The sequence below is a fragment of the Paenibacillus lentimorbus NRRL B-30488 genome, assembly GCF_000411595.1.
Taxonomy (GTDB): domain Bacteria; phylum Bacillota; class Bacilli; order Bacillales; family Bacillaceae; genus Bacillus; species Bacillus velezensis.
Map to the genome: position 1 here is coordinate 14,873 of NZ_ANAT01000007.1, position 15,983 is coordinate 30,855.

Here is a 15,983-nt window from a genome sequence, read left to right on the forward strand (position 1 = left end):
TCAATAGTAAATCAAAGGAGGAAGATAGGCATGTCAGAAAAACTATTGGAAGCGGTCAATAAACAAGTTGCAAACTGGACGGTCATGTATGTGAAATTACATAACTATCATTGGTACGTCAAAGGGAAGGACTTTTTCACATTGCACGAAAAGTTCGAGGAGCTGTATAACGAAACGGCTACATATATTGACGATCTGGCAGAACGTCTGCTGGCATTAAACGGCAAGCCGATCGGCACAATGACGGAATCATTGAAGACTGCTTCTATAAAAGAGGCGGAAGGCAATGAGAGCGCAGAACAAATGGTACAGAACATTTATGATGATTTCACTGTCATTGCGGAAGAGCTGAAAAGCGGCATGGATCTCGCAGATGAGGTCGGAGACGAAACGACCGGAGATATGCTGCTTGCCATTCACCAGAATATCGAAAAACATAACTGGATGCTGAAAGCGTATTTAGGATAATCAACAAGGGAAGACCGGGGCTATAAAGCACTCGGTCTTTTATTTGGCTGCCGAAGAGAGGTGTTGTCCATTTTTCTGAAAAATCCAGTCCGTTCCATTCACTTTTCATAGAATAATGTAAGGCCGTTTCTGTGAAAGGATGTTGGATCAAGTGGGCAAAGACTTTGGCATCTTTTCGTTTTTTGCAGTGATCGTGTGGGCAGCGGGGTTTTTCTTTGGCGGTTTTCAGTATTCGTTTCTGATTTTGCTATCGGTCATGGCGATTGAGTTTATCAGTACAAGCTTAAAAGAATCTCTTTTGCAGCAGCTGAGCGCAAGAAAGCTTTTTGCGCGGCTGGTCAAAAAAATCGTGACCCTGGCATTAGTCTCAGTTTGCCATTTTTTTGATCAGCTGCTTCATTCAGAAGGCGCCATCCGCAATTTGGCTATTATGTTTTATATCTTATACGAATCGGTTCAGATCGTGATTACGGCAAGCTCGCTGGGCATACCGGTTCCGCAGGTGCTCGTCGACCTATTGGATACCCTGAAAAATAAATTCAAGCGCAAACCGTAACATTTGCTTCAAAGGAGGCTATACTAGCGGGTAGGATGGTTTTCCTCTGAATTTTTGATAAAGGGCTTCCGAACAAACGCAACTGTGGTATGATGTATGGAAGATATGAAGGAACGGATTAGAGGGATAAACATGTACGAGTTTAAAGACTATTATCAGAATACTGTTCAGCTCTCCTTTGAACACCAGCCTTTTTCAGACAGCCCGAAGCATGTATGGGTCATATGCCGATATGGAGATAAGTGGCTTTTGACTGAGCACGAAGACCGGGGGTTTGAATTTCCGGGCGGAAAAGTGGAGCCGATGGAATGTGCGGAGGAAGCGGCCCTGCGCGAGGTGAAAGAAGAAACCGGCGCCGCGGTAAGACATCTGAAGTACGTCGGACAGTATAAAGTTCTCGGCAGGGAAAAGGTAATCGTGAAGAATATTTATTTTGCCGATATTGAAAAGCTTGAAAAACAGGCTGACTATTTTGAAACAAAGGGGCCGGTGCTGTTCAGCGAACTGCCGGAGAATCTCCCCCGAAATAAAAAATTCAGTTTCATTATGAAAGATTCGGTGCTTCCGATCAGTCTGAAAAAGCTAAAAGAGGACGGCGTATTTCAATCATAAAAAACGGAGACCCGGCGCTTACGCACGGGTCTTTTTTATATTTTTCCTTTCGTCCATTTTCTTTCTAACAGTTCGACTCCCTGATACATCAATGTCGCAAAAATCGCGATGATCAGAAGGCTTAAGAACACAAGAGTGAAATTGAAGACCTGGAATCCGTAAATGATCATGTAGCCCAGACCTTTTTCGGAAACGAGAAACTCGCCGACGATGACACCGACCCAGGATAAACCGACGTTCACTTTAAGCGCGGAAATAATCGCGGGGGCGCATGCCGGCAGAATGACTTCTTTAAACATGATGCTTCTTTTCGCACCGAAGGTTTTCATCACCTTAATATAGTTTTCATCCACTTCCTGAAAAGCCGTAAAGACGACGATTGTCGTGATAATGACACTGATGACTGCTCCCATGGCGACAATGCTTGTGAAATTCGGTCCGAGTGCCACGATGAGAATCGGTCCGAGTGCGACCTTCGGCATCGCGTTTAAAATGACGAGGTACGGGTCTAAAACCCGGGCGAGCCTGTTTGACCACCATAACAGAGCGGCGAGGCATGTGCCGAGAAGCGTGCCGAGCAAAAAGCCGAGAACGGTTTCTCCTAAGGTTACGCCGATGTGCGCCGCAAGGGATCCGTCCGCAATCTTTTCAACTAAAAGCCTGCAAACGGCGGAGGGTGAGCTGAAGATTAACGGATCGATCCAGCCCGCCCTGCTCGATATTTCCCACCCGGCAAAAAATACGATGAAAATGGCGGCCTGATACGCACGGATCCGGAGCTTTTCTTTTTGGTGTCTTTTCTTAAACTGCTGATGAAGCTGTTCAATCGTGCCGCTGCTGTTTTTCAAGGGAATTCAGCTCCTTCCATATGGTTTGAAACAGCGGCTGAAAGGCCGGATCCTGACGCGCGTCAAACGGATCTAAAGCCGCGAGCTCCTTAGGCACGGTGAATATTTGGTGGATGGTGCCCGGCTGATTCGAAAATAAATAGATCGTATCGCTCATGGCGATGGCTTCACCGATATCGTGGGTGACGAGCACGGCGGTTTTTTGAAAATCCTTTAATGTTCTGAAGACAAGGTTTTCCAAAGAAAGCTTCGTTTGAAAGTCCAGCGCGGAAAACGGTTCATCAAGGAGCAGCAGGCCCGGGTCCGGCGCAAGAGTTCTGGCAAGTGCCGCCCGCTGCCGCATTCCGCCTGAGAGCTCTTTCGGATATTTCTTTTCAACGCCGATTAATCCGAGCTTAGGCAGAAGGCTGAGAACTTCAGCTCTTTTTCTTCTGTTAATGTTTTTGAAATGTGTAAACCGAGCAGCACGTTTTCCTCAATTGATTTCCAAGGAAATAAATAATCCTGCTGAAGCATATAACCGATTTGGTGTTCTTTATGGTTCGGCACGCTTCCTTCGATCAGCACCCGGCCTTGCGCAGGGGTGATAAGGCCGGCCAGAATGGACAGGAGTGTTGTTTTTCCGCATCCGCTCGGCCCGAGAAAGGAGATGAAATCCCCTTTTTCAATCTGAAAATGTATATCTTTCACAGCGGTTGTCTTTTCTTTCAGCGAGAAATAAGTATGTGTTACATGATCCACATGTAAAAAAGACATTCATGTTCCTCCTATTGTTCTGAGGTGACTTTTTTGGCGATTTTTGTGTTGACGAGTTTGCTGTACGGAATGTGTTTCGGGAGCTCTCCGGCTTCATCCATAATAGATTGAAGCAGTTCCCATTCATCCTTTTGCAGAACTGGGTCTGCAGAGAATGACTTTTGTTTTTATAGCGCTCTATCGATGTTTCGATAATGGCCGGGTCTGTATCGTCAAATTCCTTCTGAATCGTTTTTGCGATGTCTTTGGCCGGATGGCTCTCCACCCATTGCTGGGCGCGATAAATGGCGCGGGTGAATTTTTCCGCCGTCTTTTCATTGGTTTTCAAATAACTTTCTTTTGCCATAAAGGTTGTGTATGGCACTTGGCCGGAAGCTTCTCCGAAGGATGCGACGATATGACCGATGCCTTCTTTTTCAAATTGGGATGCCGTCGGTTCAAACAGCTGCACATAATCACCCGTTCCGGATGCGAATGCGTTGGAAATATTGGCGAAATCAATGTTTTGAACGAGGTTAATGTCTTTTTTCGGCTCTATGTGATTCTTTTTCAGGACGTACTCACCGGCCATTTGGGGCATGCCGCCTTTTCGCTGGCCGAGAAATGTTTTTCCTTTTAAATCGTTCCATTTGAATGATTTCTCATCCTTCCGCGACACGAGAAATGTGCCGTCCGTCTGTGTCAGCTGCGCAAAGTTGATGACCGGATCTTTTGCTCCCTGCGCCTCCACGTAAATGGATGTTTCAGAACCGACCAGCGCGATGTCTGACCCGTTTGACAAAAGCGATGTCATCGTTTTGTCTCCGCCCCATGTTGTTTGAAGTGACACTTGGAGCCCTTCTTTTTTAAAAAAACCTTTTGCTTCAGCGACATACAGAGGCGTATAGAAGATGGAGTGTGTGACTTCCGCCACCTTTACTTTTGTCAGACTTTCTTCCTGTCTGCAAGCCGGAAGAATGAGCAGGAAAAAGGCGCATATGACAAAAACGCAGCCCGCTTTGAGCCATTTGTTCACGGTGTAACCTCCTTGTTTTAAGCGTTAAAATAACCTTTTCTGCTTTACATATCGTATGATGGGTATAAAAAATGTGTGAGTGCCCATATTCACGTTGGGAAAGAATAAAAAAACTGATGATATAAGGAGGCGCATTGTATTGCTGGTAGAAAAGAAAAGGTTCCCGTCTCCGAGTCCGCATGTCCGCCTCTTTGCGGTATGCTATGAGTCAGAAGGGCTGAAGGTAAAGGGGCTCCTTGCCGAACCTGCGGCACCGGGAACATATGACGGTTTTTTATATTTGCGCGGCGGCATAAAAAATGTCGGCATGGTACGCCCTGGGAGAATCGTTCAATTCGCTTCCCAAGGCTTTGTCGTGTTTGCGCCTTATTACAGAGGCAACCAGGGCGGCGAGGGAAATGAAGATTTTGCGGGAGAGGACAGAGAGGACGCGTTTTCCGCTTTCCGCCTTCTTCGGGAGCATCCGAACGTCAGGGAAGGGCGGGTGCATATTTTCGGTTTTTCCCGGGGCGGAATCATGGGGCTTTTGACCGCGATTGAAATGGGGCATCAAGCGGCTTCACTCGTTTCATGGGGCGGTGTGAGCGATATGGTGCTTACTTATGAAGAGCGGAAGGATATGCGGCGGATGATGAAGCGGGTGATCGGCGGCACGCCGAAAAAGGTGCCGGATGAATACAGATGGCGTTCGCCGTTTGAAAAAGCAGACCGCATTCAGGCCCCTGTGCTGCTCATCCATGGAGAGAATGATGAGAATGTTTCGATTGAACACGCCCGGATGATCGAGGACAAGCTGAAAGAGGCGGGGAAACCGGTGGAAACTTGGTATTACAGCGGTTTTACGCATTATTTTCCGCCGCAGGAAAACAGACGCATTGTCCGGCGGCTGGCGGAATGGATGAAGACACGGTAAGATGCCTGATTTATGATATGATAATAAAGAATAAGAGAATGAAAGGGGATTTTCATTTTGGGAATGCCTGTTGAATTTAATACCATGATTGTGACAAAAGGCAATGAAAAACGGATAGAGGAAAATATCTTTTTATTGGAGAAAGAGGGCTACCGCGTCTATCCTCTTGATATTCCGATGGACGTGCGCAAAACGAAGACCGGAGAGAAATCCGGCACCGGCGAGGTCCAAAAGCTCGAATGGGCGAACGGCCGGACAAGCATTACATACAGACTCACTTCGCTTCATTCGACAAACTGAAAAACAAAAGCCGAGGGCATAAACGCCCTTGGCTTTTTTGATTACACGAGAGGTCCGCCGGCTTTGGCAATCGAGTCTGCATGGGAAAACTTTTTAAAGTTTCTTTAAACTCATTGGCTAAAAACAGCGCTTTTTCGTTGTATGCTTGTTTATCGCTCCATGTGTTTTCAGGCTGAAGAACTTCATCCGGCACGCCCGGAACATGAACGGGACTGTGCAGGCCGAAAATGCTGTCTGCCGTCATGTCAGTCTGGTTCAGTCTGCCGTCAATAGCGGCTTTGACCATCGCTCTTGTATACGAAAGTTTCATCCGTTCTCCGACTCCGTACCCTCCGCCGGTCCAGCCTGTGTTGACCAGGAAGACTTGAACGCCGTGTTCGTCGATTTTACGCCCGAGCATTTCGGCATATACATGTGCCGGAAGCGGAAGGAACGGTGAACCGAAGCACGTCGAGAAAGTCGTTTGCGGAGATGTCACGCCGCGTTCGGTTCCCGCGAGTTTACTGGTGTAGCCGCTTAAGAAGTGATACATCGCCTGTTCCTTCGTCAGTTTGCTGATCGGAGGAAGCACGCCGAATGCGTCCGCCGTTAGAAAGACGATCGCCTGCGGATGGCCGGCAATGCTCGGCTGCACGATATTGCCGATCATCTCAATCGGATATGCGGCTCTTGTGTTTTCCGTGTAGAAGGAATTGTCGTAATCCGCTTCACCCGTTTTTTCATCAAGCACGACATTCTCAAGAACAGACCCGAAGCGGATCGCACGAAAAATCTGCGGTTCTTTTTCCTCGCTCAGATTGATACATTTAGCGTAACATCCGCCTTCAATGTTGAAAACGCCGGAATCTGACCAGCCGTGCTCGTCATCTCCGATCAGTTTGCGGTCCGCATCGGCTGAAAGCGTCGTTTTCCCTGTGCCGGAAAGGCCGAAAAACAGGGCGACATCGCCTTTTTCACCGACGTTGGCTGAGCAGTGCATCGGCAGTATATCCTGCTGCGGAAGCAGGAAGTTCATAATGGAGAATATTGATTTTTTCATTTCTCCGGCGTATTCGGTGCCGCCGATTAAAATGACGCGCTTTTCGAAAGAGACAATGATAAATGTTTCCGAATGCGTCCCGTCCGTCTCCGGGTCTGCCTTAAAGTGCGGAGCTGAGAGAATGGTGAAAGGCTGCGCTTGCGGGTCTCTTTCATCCGTTTCCGGTCTGATAAACAGCTGGCGCGCGAATAAATTGTGCCACGCAAATTCATTTACGACCGTAATCGGCAGTCTGTATTTTTCATCCGCTCCCGCGAATCCTTCAAACACAAACAGTTCATCCCGCTGTTTTAAGTAGCTGACGACTTTGGCGTACAGCTTTTCAAACGCCTCTTCAGAAATGGGCTGATTTACCGCGCCCCAATCAATTTGATTTTCTGTGCTTTGTTCACGGACGATAAATTTATCTTTAGGGGACCGGCCTGTATATGCGCCGGTGGTGGCGCGTACGGCGCCCGTTGATGTCAGCGTTCCTTCATTTCGGCTGATCACTTTTTCGGTAAGTTTTGGAGCCGATAAATTATGATGCACATTCGGACTTGCAAGTAATGCTTGAAGATCTGCGGTTAAATCAACTAATTTCATAAAAACCTTCCTTTGCCGGTTTATTTGTATTTCGCTGAATGTGGAATTAGTATAACATATATCTGAAAATAGTCTATACTATTTACGGTTTTTTGTTTGTGTTTTTCCATTGCTTCCTGAAATAAAGGCGCGCAATCGCTTTAATTCATATTGACACTTTCCGCCCTTTTACGATAAGATATTTCATTGAGCGGATACTCTTATCCCGAGCTGGCGGAGGGACAGGCCCGATGAAGCCCAGCAACCGGTTTCTCTGTAAAAAAGCAGGTGAAAACACTGTGGGAAACCAAGGTGCTAACCTGATGCAAGGTTTAATATTTTCCTTGAGCGATAAGAGTGAAAGGCACACAGACCAAACCCTTTCCTCGAGTGGAAAAGGTTTTTTATTTCATAAAATATGCCAATTAACATTCTCTGATATAGTATGACATTGTATTAAGAGGGAGCGAGTTCCGTATCATATGAGAAGGTCTTGCAAAAGATCTTTTTTCAGGAGGAAAAGTGAATGAGTAAAAACCGTCGACTATTTACATCTGAATCTGTTACTGAGGGTCATCCGGACAAAATCTGTGACCAAATTTCTGACAGTATCTTAGATGAGATTTTAAAAAATGACCCGAACGCGCGCGTGGCCTGCGAAACATCTGTAACGACAGGACTTGTGCTGGTAAGCGGAGAGATTACTACATCAACATACGTTGACATTCCGAAAACAGTCCGTGAAACGATTAAAGAAATCGGCTACACACGCGCTAAATACGGATTTGATGCGGAGACTTGCGCTGTTTTAACATCAATTGATGAACAGTCTGCGGATATCGCAATGGGTGTCGATCAGGCTCTTGAAGCGCGTGAAGGCACAATGAGCGATGCTGAAATCGAAGCAATCGGAGCGGGAGACCAAGGCCTGATGTTCGGTTATGCGTGTAACGAAACGAAAGAGCTTATGCCGCTTCCGATCTCTTTGGCGCATAAATTAGCCCGCCGTTTGAGCGAAGTCCGCAAAGAAGACATTCTTCCGTACCTTCGCCCTGACGGCAAAACGCAAGTTACCGTTGAATATGATGAAAACAACAAGCCGGTCCGCATCGACGCGATCGTCATTTCAACTCAGCACCACCCGGAAATTACGCTTGAGCAGATTCAGCGCAATCTGAAAGAGCATGTCATTAACCCTGTTGTGCCTGAGGAACTGATCGATGAAGAAACAAAATACTTCATCAACCCTACGGGACGTTTCGTAATCGGCGGACCTCAAGGTGATGCGGGTCTTACCGGCCGTAAAATCATCGTTGACACATACGGCGGATATGCACGTCACGGCGGCGGCGCATTCTCCGGTAAGGATGCGACGAAGGTAGACCGTTCTGCGGCATACGCTGCGAGATACGTAGCGAAAAACATCGTGGCAGCAGGTCTTGCTGATTCTTGTGAAGTGCAGCTTGCATACGCGATTGGCGTGGCACAGCCTGTTTCTATTTCCATCAATACATTTGATACAGGAAAAGCTTCTGAAGAAAAACTGATCGAAGTCGTACGGAATAACTTCGACCTGAGACCTGCCGGCATTATTAAAATGCTTGATCTGCGCCGCCCGATCTATAAGCAGACAGCTGCTTACGGCCACTTCGGACGTCATGATGTGGATCTTCCTTGGGAGCGTACTGACAAGGCGGATGCGCTTCGCAAAGAAGCACTAGGAGAATAATTTTATAGCCGCTTACTTAAGCGGCTTTCCCTTTTTGTAGATGCTGCCATGCTTATTTTTTACATAGCGTGAAACCAATGGCGTAACAAAGCGTCTATAAAAAGGGGGTCCAATTAGAAAATTACACTTATGGAGGCTATACTATGTGTGGATTTGTCGGTGTTTTTAATAAGCATCCATTAACTCAAACCGCAGATCAAGAAGAGCTAATCAAACAAATGAACCAAATGATCGTTCACCGCGGTCCTGACAGCGATGGGTATTATCATGATGAGCACGTCGGATTCGGCTTCAGACGGCTCAGTATTATTGACGTAGAAAACGGCGGACAGCCTTTATCATATGAAGACGAAAAATATTGGATCATTTTTAACGGCGAAATCTATAACTACATTGAATTGAGAGAAGAGCTTGAAGCGAAAGGCTACACTTTCAATACAGATTCCGATACCGAAGTGCTCCTTGCGACATACCGTCATTATAAAGAAGAAGCCGCTTCAAAGCTTCGCGGAATGTTTGCGTTTTTAATCTGGAACAAGGCTGACCGCGTCATGTACGGCGCGAGAGACCCGTTCGGAATTAAACCGCTGTATTACACAACCATCGGGGACAAAGTATATTTTGCATCTGAAAGAAAGAGTTTAATGGCCGCTCAAAACGGTATTGATCTTGATACAGCTTCTTTACAGCAATATATGTCTTTCCAATTCGTTCCTGAACCGAGCACGCTTGACGCTGAAGTGAAAAAAGTCGAGCCGGGCAGCCAGTTTACGATCCGCCCGGAAGGCGACATCGCGTTTAAAACATATTTCAAAGCGAACTTTAAGCCTGTTCAGTCTGATGAAGATAAATTGGTGAAAGAAGTCAGAGACGCAATCTTTGACTCTGTCAAAGTTCACATGAGAAGTGACGTTCCTGTCGGTTCGTTTCTATCCGGCGGTATTGACTCTTCTTTTATCGTCTCAGTTGCGAAAGAATTTCACCCGAGCCTTAAAACATTTTCCGTCGGTTTTGAGCAGCAGGGCTTCAGTGAAGTTGACGTAGCGAAGGAAACGGCTGCCGCGCTCGGGATTGAAAATATAAGCAAAGTCATTTCTCCTGAGGAGTATATGAATGAGCTTCCGAAAATCGTCTGGCACTTTGATGACCCGCTTGCAGATCCGGCGGCGATTCCTTTGTACTTTGTCGCGAAAGAAGCGAAAAAGCATGTAACGGTTGCATTATCCGGGGAAGGCGCGGACGAGCTGTTCGGCGGGTACAATATTTACCGCGAACCGCTTTCGCTTAAACCGTTTGAACGCATTCCGTCCGGTCTGAAAAAAATGCTTCTTCATGTGGCGTCCGTCATGCCTGAAGGAATGAGAGGGAAAAGCCTCTTAGTCCGCGGCTGCACACCGCTTGAGGAGCGCTATATCGGTAATGCGAAGATTTTTGAAGAGCCCGTGAAAAACAGCTGCTCAAACATTACAATCCAGAGCTTTCATACCGTGATGTCACGAAGCCGTACTTTACGGAAAGCCGTTCATACAGCGACATTAATAAAATGCAGTATGTTGACATCCATACGTGGATGCGCGGCGACATCCTGTTAAAGGCTGACAAAATGACGATGGCCAACTCATTGGAACTGCGCGTGCCGTTCCTTGATAAAGTCGTGTTTGACGTAGCTTCAAAAATTCCGGATGAATTGAAAACGAAAAACGGCACGACGAAATACCTTCTGCGCAAAGCTGCTGAAGGGGTAGTGCCTGATCATGTGCTTAACCGCAAAAAACTCGGCTTCCCTGTGCCGATCCGCCACTGGCTGAAAAATGAAATGAACGAATGGGTTCGCAACATCATTCGTGAAAGTGAAACAGATGCTTATATTGAAAAGGATTATGTCCTTCAGCTTCTGGAAGATCATTGTGCCGACAGAGCGGACAACAGCCGCAAAATCTGGACCGTGCTGATCTTCATGATCTGGCACAGCATCAATGTCGAAAAAAGATTGGTGCCGGAAGAGCTGAATCATCAGCCGAAAGAAGTCATTTTCGTTTAATCCAAAAGGCTTTCGATAACATCGAAAGCCTTTTTTTTATTGTTTTTTGTAAACCGTCTATTCCGCTCTGTTTTCGACAAAGTATTACGCAATATTCAGAAAAAGGTTATAATAGGACTAATCGGGTAGATTCCGGAAAGAGTTTTCTGGCTATTTTGTCTCGGTTTGTCGTTTCTTTGTCAAAATCAGGGGGAGGGAGAGTTATGCAAAACAAAGAAAAAACGCTTCACCGCGGCTTGGAAGAGCGGCATATCTCGCTTATGTCGTTGGGCGCCGCGATTGGAGTCGGGCTGTTTCTCGGGTCAGCTTCTGCCATAAAGCTTGCCGGGCCGGGGATTTTAGCCGCTTACGCCTGCAGCGGACTGATTATGTTTTTTATTATGCGGGCATTGGGGGAAATGGCGATTCAAAAGCCTGTAGCCGGCTCATTCAGCCGGTATGCCAGAGATTATCTCGGTCCGCTTGCCGGGTTTTTAACGGGCTGGAATTATTGGTTTTTATGGGTTGTTACCTGCATGGCGGAAATCACCGCGGTCGGCATTTATATGGGCTACTGGTTCCCTGACGTGCCGTCATGGATCTGGGCGCTTTGTGCACTCGTCATTATGACGGCTGTCAACTTTCTGGCGGTCAAAGCGTACGGTGAGCTTGAATTCTGGTTTGCGCTCATTAAAGTATTGGCGATTCTGTCAATGATCGCGATCGGTCTGGTGATGATCGTATTCGGTCTCGGAAACGGAGGCGTTGCGCTCGGAATCAGCAATTTATGGAGCCACGGCGGCTTTTTCCCGAATGGGATTAAAGGGGTGCTGCTGTCGCTTCAGATGGTCATGTTTGCCTATCTCGGGATTGAACTGATCGGTGTCACAGCCGGTGAGGTCAAAAATCCGGAAAAATCACTGGCGCGGGCCATAGATACTGTTTTTTGGCGCATTCTCATTTTTTACGTCGGAGCTTTGTTTGTCATTATGTCAATTTATCCGTGGCAGGAAATCGGTTCAGGCGGGAGCCCGTTTGTTTTGACATTTGAAAAAATCGGAATACCCGCTGCAGCCGGAATCATTAATTTTGTCGTATTGACGGCGGCTCTTTCTTCCTGCAACAGCGGGATCTTCAGCACGGGGCGCATGCTGTTCAATCTGGCGGAGCAAAATGAAGCGCCTAAAGCATACGGTACGGTCACAAAAGGCGGTGTGCCGGGAAAAGCGATATTGGTTTCAGCGGGCGCGTTATGCATCGGCGTCCTGCTGAACTACGTGGTGCCGGCGAAAGTGTTTACGTGGGTGACGAGCATTGCGACGTTCGGGGCGATTTGGACATGGTCGATTATTTTGCTTTCCCAAATGAAATACCGTAAAAGCTTACAGCCGGAAGAACGGAAAAAACTCAAATATAAAATGCCTTTATACCCCTTTTCCTCATATATCTCGCTGGCATTTCTGGCTTTTGTCGTTGTGCTGATGGCTTTTGATGCAGAGACCAGGGTGGCCGTCATCATCGGTCCTGTCTGGTTCGGCATATTATTAGCCGCCTATTACGGGAAAGGTTTCCATAAAAGAAAAGACATAGATCTGGAAAACGGACAGACATTCGCCGAAAAAAGCGTAAAAAAAAGAGCCCGGGACATGGGCTCTTTTTTTCATAGGATCGGGCCGGCGGGGGGAGAATAAAACAAATTCCGGAACATTTTGCTTCTGTTTCCTGACAATCGGGAGAATGCAAATGGTTTTTACTTAAATAATATTTTGAAAAATGGTACAGTAGTAAAACAAAGCTGATCTTTTTTATTTCTCTTGCAGTGTTTTATAGTATCGGCCTTTTTCAACATATTCCGTTCTGATTCTTTCCATGTCCCGTATGTCTTCTTCTGTCAGCCGGCGGATAACCTTTGCGGGCCGGCCGAAAGCAAGACAGCCGGGAGGAATGGTTTTGCCCGGGGGAACGAGACTTCCGGCGCCGATAAACGCGCCTTCTCCGATTTCCGCCCCGTCAAGAATGACGGAGCCCATACCGATTAAAGCATTCTTTCTGATGATTGCGCTGTGCAGTGTAACCTGATGGCCGATCGTGACGTCATCTTCAATAAGAAGCGGGCGGTTCGGGCTTTGATGCAGACAGCTCAAGTCTTGTATGCTGACTCTTTTTCCGATCTTTGTCGGCGCAACATCTCCCCGGATGACTGCCGAGAACCAGATGCTCGACTGTTCTCCGATCACGACGTCGCCCGTTATGACGGCGTTATCCGCAATGAACGCTTCAGGATGTATGTCAGGCGTAAATTGTTTATAAGGGTAGATTATCATGTCTCATCCTTCTTTCTCTAAATTTATGTAAGAGGTGAACTGCATGTGGACTTGGAAAGCAGACAGGCCCGTCGGTACCATTGTCATTATCCACGGGGCAAGCGAATACCACGGGCGTTATAAATGGCTCGTTGAAATGTGGAGATCTTCCGGATATAACGTGGTGATGGGCGATTTGCCCGGTCAGGGAACGTCGACCCGCGCCAGAGGGCATATTCGCTCTTTCCAAGAATACATTGATGAAGTAGATATATGGATTGATAAAGCGAGAACGCTTGAAGCGCCCGTTTTCCTTTTGGGACACAGCATGGGCGGACTGATTGCGATAGAATGGTTTAAGCAGCAGAGAAATCCCCGCATTACGGCACTCATTTTATCATCACCTTGTCTGGGTCTGCAAATAAAAGTCAATAAAGTCCTTGATTTTGCGTCTAAAGGGCTGAACGTCCTCGCTCCGTCCCTCAGAGTGGATTCCGGCTTATCACCTGATATGGCAACGAGGAATGCGGATATGATTGAAGCGGATCAAAACGATTCTTTATATGTCACGAAGGTATCCGTAAGATGGTACAGAGAGCTTTTAAAAACCATTGATGCCGCTATGGTGCCGACTGATGCGTTTTTAAAGGTGCCGCTTTTGCTTATGCAGGGCGGTGATGACAAAATCGTCGATAAAATGAAGGTCCGCAAATGGTTTTCCGGTGTGGCTTCCCATAATAAATCGTATCGGGAATGGGAAGGGCTTTATCATGAAATTTTTAATGAACCGGAAAGAGAAACTGTGTTTAAGGCGGCAAAAGCCTTTACAGATCAGTATATTTGAATTCGCTGGGGGTGCATATGTTGACAGTACCGGAACATCCTTTTAACCTTATGGCAAAAGTGTATCGGGAAATTTTTCCGCTCGTTCATCAGGAATTGAACATGTGGCGGGAAAAATCAGATTCCATTAAAAATACCGAACTGCGGCAGCAGGCGGCCGCAAGTATCCGCGATAAATCGTTTCATTGTGAAGGCGGCGGCATTTTAGCCTTGCTTTCGGGAGAACAAAAACAGAAATGCGTGCAATTTATCATCGCGTATCAGACAATCAGTGATTATCTGGACAATCTGTGCGACCGCAGCACCTCGCTTGATCCGGAGGACTTCCGCATGCTTCATCTTTCCATGCGTGACGCGCTGACGGTCGGAGCCGAGGTGCGGCCGTACTATCAGTACAGAGAGGAGCGGGATGACGGCGGTTATCTTCATGAGCTGGTCAGAACATGCCAGCGGGTGCTCGGGTCAATAGAACATTACGATATCATTAAACCTTATTTGCTTGAGCTGTGTGATTATTATTGCGATCTTCAGGTTCATAAGCATGTCGTTGAGCATGAACGCGTTCCGAGGCTTAAAGCATGGTTTGAGCAGTACCGGTCACAGCTTCCGGAAATGGAGTGGTTTGAGTTCTCGGCCTGCGCCGGATCGACGTTAGGCATTTTCTGTCTCGTTGCTTACTCATTCCAGCCTGATTTTAACGAACATACCGCTGAGAAAATCCGCAGCAGTTATTTTCCGTACATACAAGGGCTGCATATACTGCTCGATTATTTAATTGACCAGGAAGAGGATCTGCTTGAAGGCGATCTGAATTTCTGTACGTATTATCAGTCTCATGAAGAAATGATGCAGAGACTGCAGCATTTTATTGAAAAAGCGGATGAACATTTGCAAGGCATTCCGCATGAAAATTTTCACCGGCTGATCAACAGGGGGCTGCTCGGTGTCTATTTATCCGATGACAAAGTCGCCGGCCAAAAAGAAATGGGCCGCCTCGCGCGAAAGCTGATCAGGGCAAGCGGAAAAACGTCATTTTTCTTTTATATCAACGGAAGAGCCTACCGCAAATTTCAGAAGATGGCTTGGACGAAAAGTTCGTAATGGGGAACTGCGCCTCTCGTGTACATTGACGGCGCAGTTTTTTTATTTATGACGTGAAGAATGAAACATTGTTTGCGCCTGCAGAATATGATACTTTAATTTTATGAAAAAATTAAAGTATTTAGCGGTCATAGCATTACTTTCCATTTCCGGAGGCTGCTCCGTCATCCATGCTTCCGCCGGCTATCATCCTGTCTTGATAGCGCACAGGGGCTCTTCTGGGATTGAGCCGGAACATACCGCTTTGTCTTATGCACGTGCGATTAAAGACAAAGCAGATTATATTGAGATAGACTTACGGGAGACAAAGGACGGCCGTCTGATTGCGATTCACGATAAAACGGTAGACCGGACAACAGATGGTAAAGGGATGACAGATGATCTGTCTTTGGCTCAGATTAAGAAACTGAATGCGGGAAAAGGAGAAAAGATTTTAACATTAGAAGAAATCATCCAGAAATTCGGACAAACTGCCAATTACTATATTGAGACAAGAGAAAGCAACGGCAGCCTGGTGATGGAAAAGAAACTGATTGACATATTACAAAAACATAAGCTGATTTCCAGCCATAAAGCAGTCATTGAGTCTTTTAGCGGGAAGAGCTTAAAGAAAGTTCGTTCTATGAATAAAAAAATTCCTCTTGTTCGATTATTAAAAGATCACGAGGCTGAGGAGATAAATGATAAGCAGCTGCAAGTAATCAGAACGTATGCTGATACAGTCGGGCTCAACGCCAAATTGGCAAATGAAGCAGTCGTGAAGCGCATTCATCACAATAAGATGAAAGTGCACGTGTTTTTTGATAAGGAAGACGAGCATACGCTGACGCCTATTATGCTGAAACAAAAAGCAGATGGTGTCTTTACGAACAATCCCGCTTATACACGCAGCGTGCTGCAAAACAATAAATAAAAA

At 46.6% G+C, this 15,983-nt stretch carries 12 protein-coding genes, 4 pseudogenes and 1 riboswitch; of the genes and pseudogenes, 11 read left to right on the top strand and 5 right to left on the bottom strand.

The genetic code is table 11. From position 1 onward, the window contains the following. Positions 1 to 30 precede the first annotated feature (30 nt). From D368_RS05410 to ytkD, 3 genes are all read left to right on the top strand, one after another. A complete protein-coding gene (locus D368_RS05410; protein ID WP_003152242.1) occupies positions 31 to 468 on the top strand; it encodes a Dps family protein in 438 nt (145 codons plus the stop codon). Positions 469 to 619: 151 nt separating this feature from the next. Beyond that, a complete protein-coding gene (locus tag D368_RS05415) occupies positions 620 to 1,024 on the top strand; it encodes a phage holin family protein (RefSeq protein ID WP_101562366.1) in 405 nt (134 codons plus the stop codon). 132 nt (positions 1,025 to 1,156) lie between these two features. Then, a complete protein-coding gene (ytkD, locus tag D368_RS05420) occupies positions 1,157 to 1,636 on the top strand; it encodes an RNA deprotection pyrophosphohydrolase (protein ID WP_003152244.1) in 480 nt (159 codons plus the stop codon). 35 nt (positions 1,637 to 1,671) lie between these two features. Here ytkD and D368_RS05425 read toward each other — a convergent pair whose 3' ends face one another. The 3 genes and pseudogenes from D368_RS05425 to D368_RS05435 all read right to left on the bottom strand — a co-directional run bounded on the left by D368_RS05425 (position 1,672) and on the right by D368_RS05435 (position 4,255). After that, positions 1,672 to 2,484 carry an ABC transporter permease gene (locus tag D368_RS05425; RefSeq protein ID WP_014418698.1) on the bottom strand — a complete coding sequence of 271 codons (813 nt, stop codon included), beginning with the start codon at positions 2,482 to 2,484 and terminating at the stop codon, positions 1,672 to 1,674. Next, positions 2,459 to 3,240, bottom strand: a pseudogene (locus tag D368_RS05430) (ABC transporter ATP-binding protein). Before D368_RS05430 ends, D368_RS05425 begins: the two are co-directional and overlap by 26 nt. Before the next feature lie 11 nt (positions 3,241 to 3,251). Continuing rightward, positions 3,252 to 4,255, bottom strand: a pseudogene (locus D368_RS05435) (ABC transporter substrate-binding protein). A gap of 139 nt (positions 4,256 to 4,394) precedes the next feature. Here D368_RS05435 and D368_RS05440 point away from each other — a divergent pair. Continuing rightward, complete coding sequence (locus tag D368_RS05440; RefSeq protein ID WP_015418056.1) at positions 4,395 to 5,168, top strand: alpha/beta hydrolase family protein; 774 nt, start codon at positions 4,395 to 4,397, stop codon at positions 5,166 to 5,168. Positions 5,169 to 5,225: 57 nt separating this feature from the next. Then, positions 5,226 to 5,468: a DUF2584 domain-containing protein gene (locus D368_RS05445; protein ID WP_003152249.1), complete on the top strand. Its 243-nt coding sequence runs from the start codon at positions 5,226 to 5,228 to the stop codon at positions 5,466 to 5,468. A 41-nt stretch (positions 5,469 to 5,509) separates the two neighbouring features. On the opposite strand, the pseudogene pckA reads toward D368_RS05445, so the two are convergent. Continuing rightward, a pseudogene (gene pckA, locus D368_RS05450) lies at positions 5,510 to 7,092 on the bottom strand (phosphoenolpyruvate carboxykinase (ATP)). Positions 7,093 to 7,289: 197 nt separating this feature from the next. After that, positions 7,290 to 7,429: riboswitch (SAM riboswitch) on the top strand. Positions 7,430 to 7,597: 168 nt separating this feature from the next. On the opposite strand from pckA, the gene metK reads away from it, so the two are divergent. The 3 genes and pseudogenes from metK (at position 7,598) to alaP (ending at position 12,511) form a co-directional block, all read left to right on the top strand. After that, complete coding sequence (metK, locus tag D368_RS05455; RefSeq protein WP_003152253.1) at positions 7,598 to 8,800, top strand: methionine adenosyltransferase; 1,203 nt, start codon at positions 7,598 to 7,600, stop codon at positions 8,798 to 8,800. Between the two features lie 143 nt (positions 8,801 to 8,943). Further along, positions 8,944 to 10,841 (top strand): annotated as a pseudogene (gene asnB, locus D368_RS05460) (asparagine synthase (glutamine-hydrolyzing)). Between the two features lie 203 nt (positions 10,842 to 11,044). After that, positions 11,045 to 12,511, top strand: a complete 1,467-nt coding sequence (gene alaP / locus D368_RS05465) for an alanine permease AlaP (protein WP_486129230.1) — start codon at positions 11,045 to 11,047, stop codon at positions 12,509 to 12,511. A 114-nt stretch (positions 12,512 to 12,625) separates the two neighbouring features. Here alaP and D368_RS05470 read toward each other — a convergent pair whose 3' ends face one another. Beyond that, a complete protein-coding gene (locus D368_RS05470) occupies positions 12,626 to 13,141 on the bottom strand; it encodes a gamma carbonic anhydrase (RefSeq protein ID WP_041482157.1) in 516 nt (171 codons plus the stop codon). A gap of 46 nt (positions 13,142 to 13,187) precedes the next feature. Between D368_RS05470 and D368_RS05475 the strand changes: the two genes are divergently transcribed. From D368_RS05475 to D368_RS05485, 3 genes are all read left to right on the top strand, one after another. Then, a complete protein-coding gene (locus D368_RS05475; protein ID WP_003152261.1) occupies positions 13,188 to 13,967 on the top strand; it encodes an alpha/beta hydrolase in 780 nt (259 codons plus the stop codon). Positions 13,968 to 13,987: 20 nt separating this feature from the next. Next, complete coding sequence (locus D368_RS05480; protein WP_071392557.1) at positions 13,988 to 15,067, top strand: tetraprenyl-beta-curcumene synthase family protein; 1,080 nt, start codon at positions 13,988 to 13,990, stop codon at positions 15,065 to 15,067. Between the two features lie 103 nt (positions 15,068 to 15,170). Next, complete coding sequence (locus D368_RS05485) at positions 15,171 to 15,980, top strand: glycerophosphodiester phosphodiesterase family protein (protein WP_128574614.1); 810 nt, start codon at positions 15,171 to 15,173, stop codon at positions 15,978 to 15,980. The last annotated feature ends 3 nt before the right edge of the window (positions 15,981 to 15,983 follow it).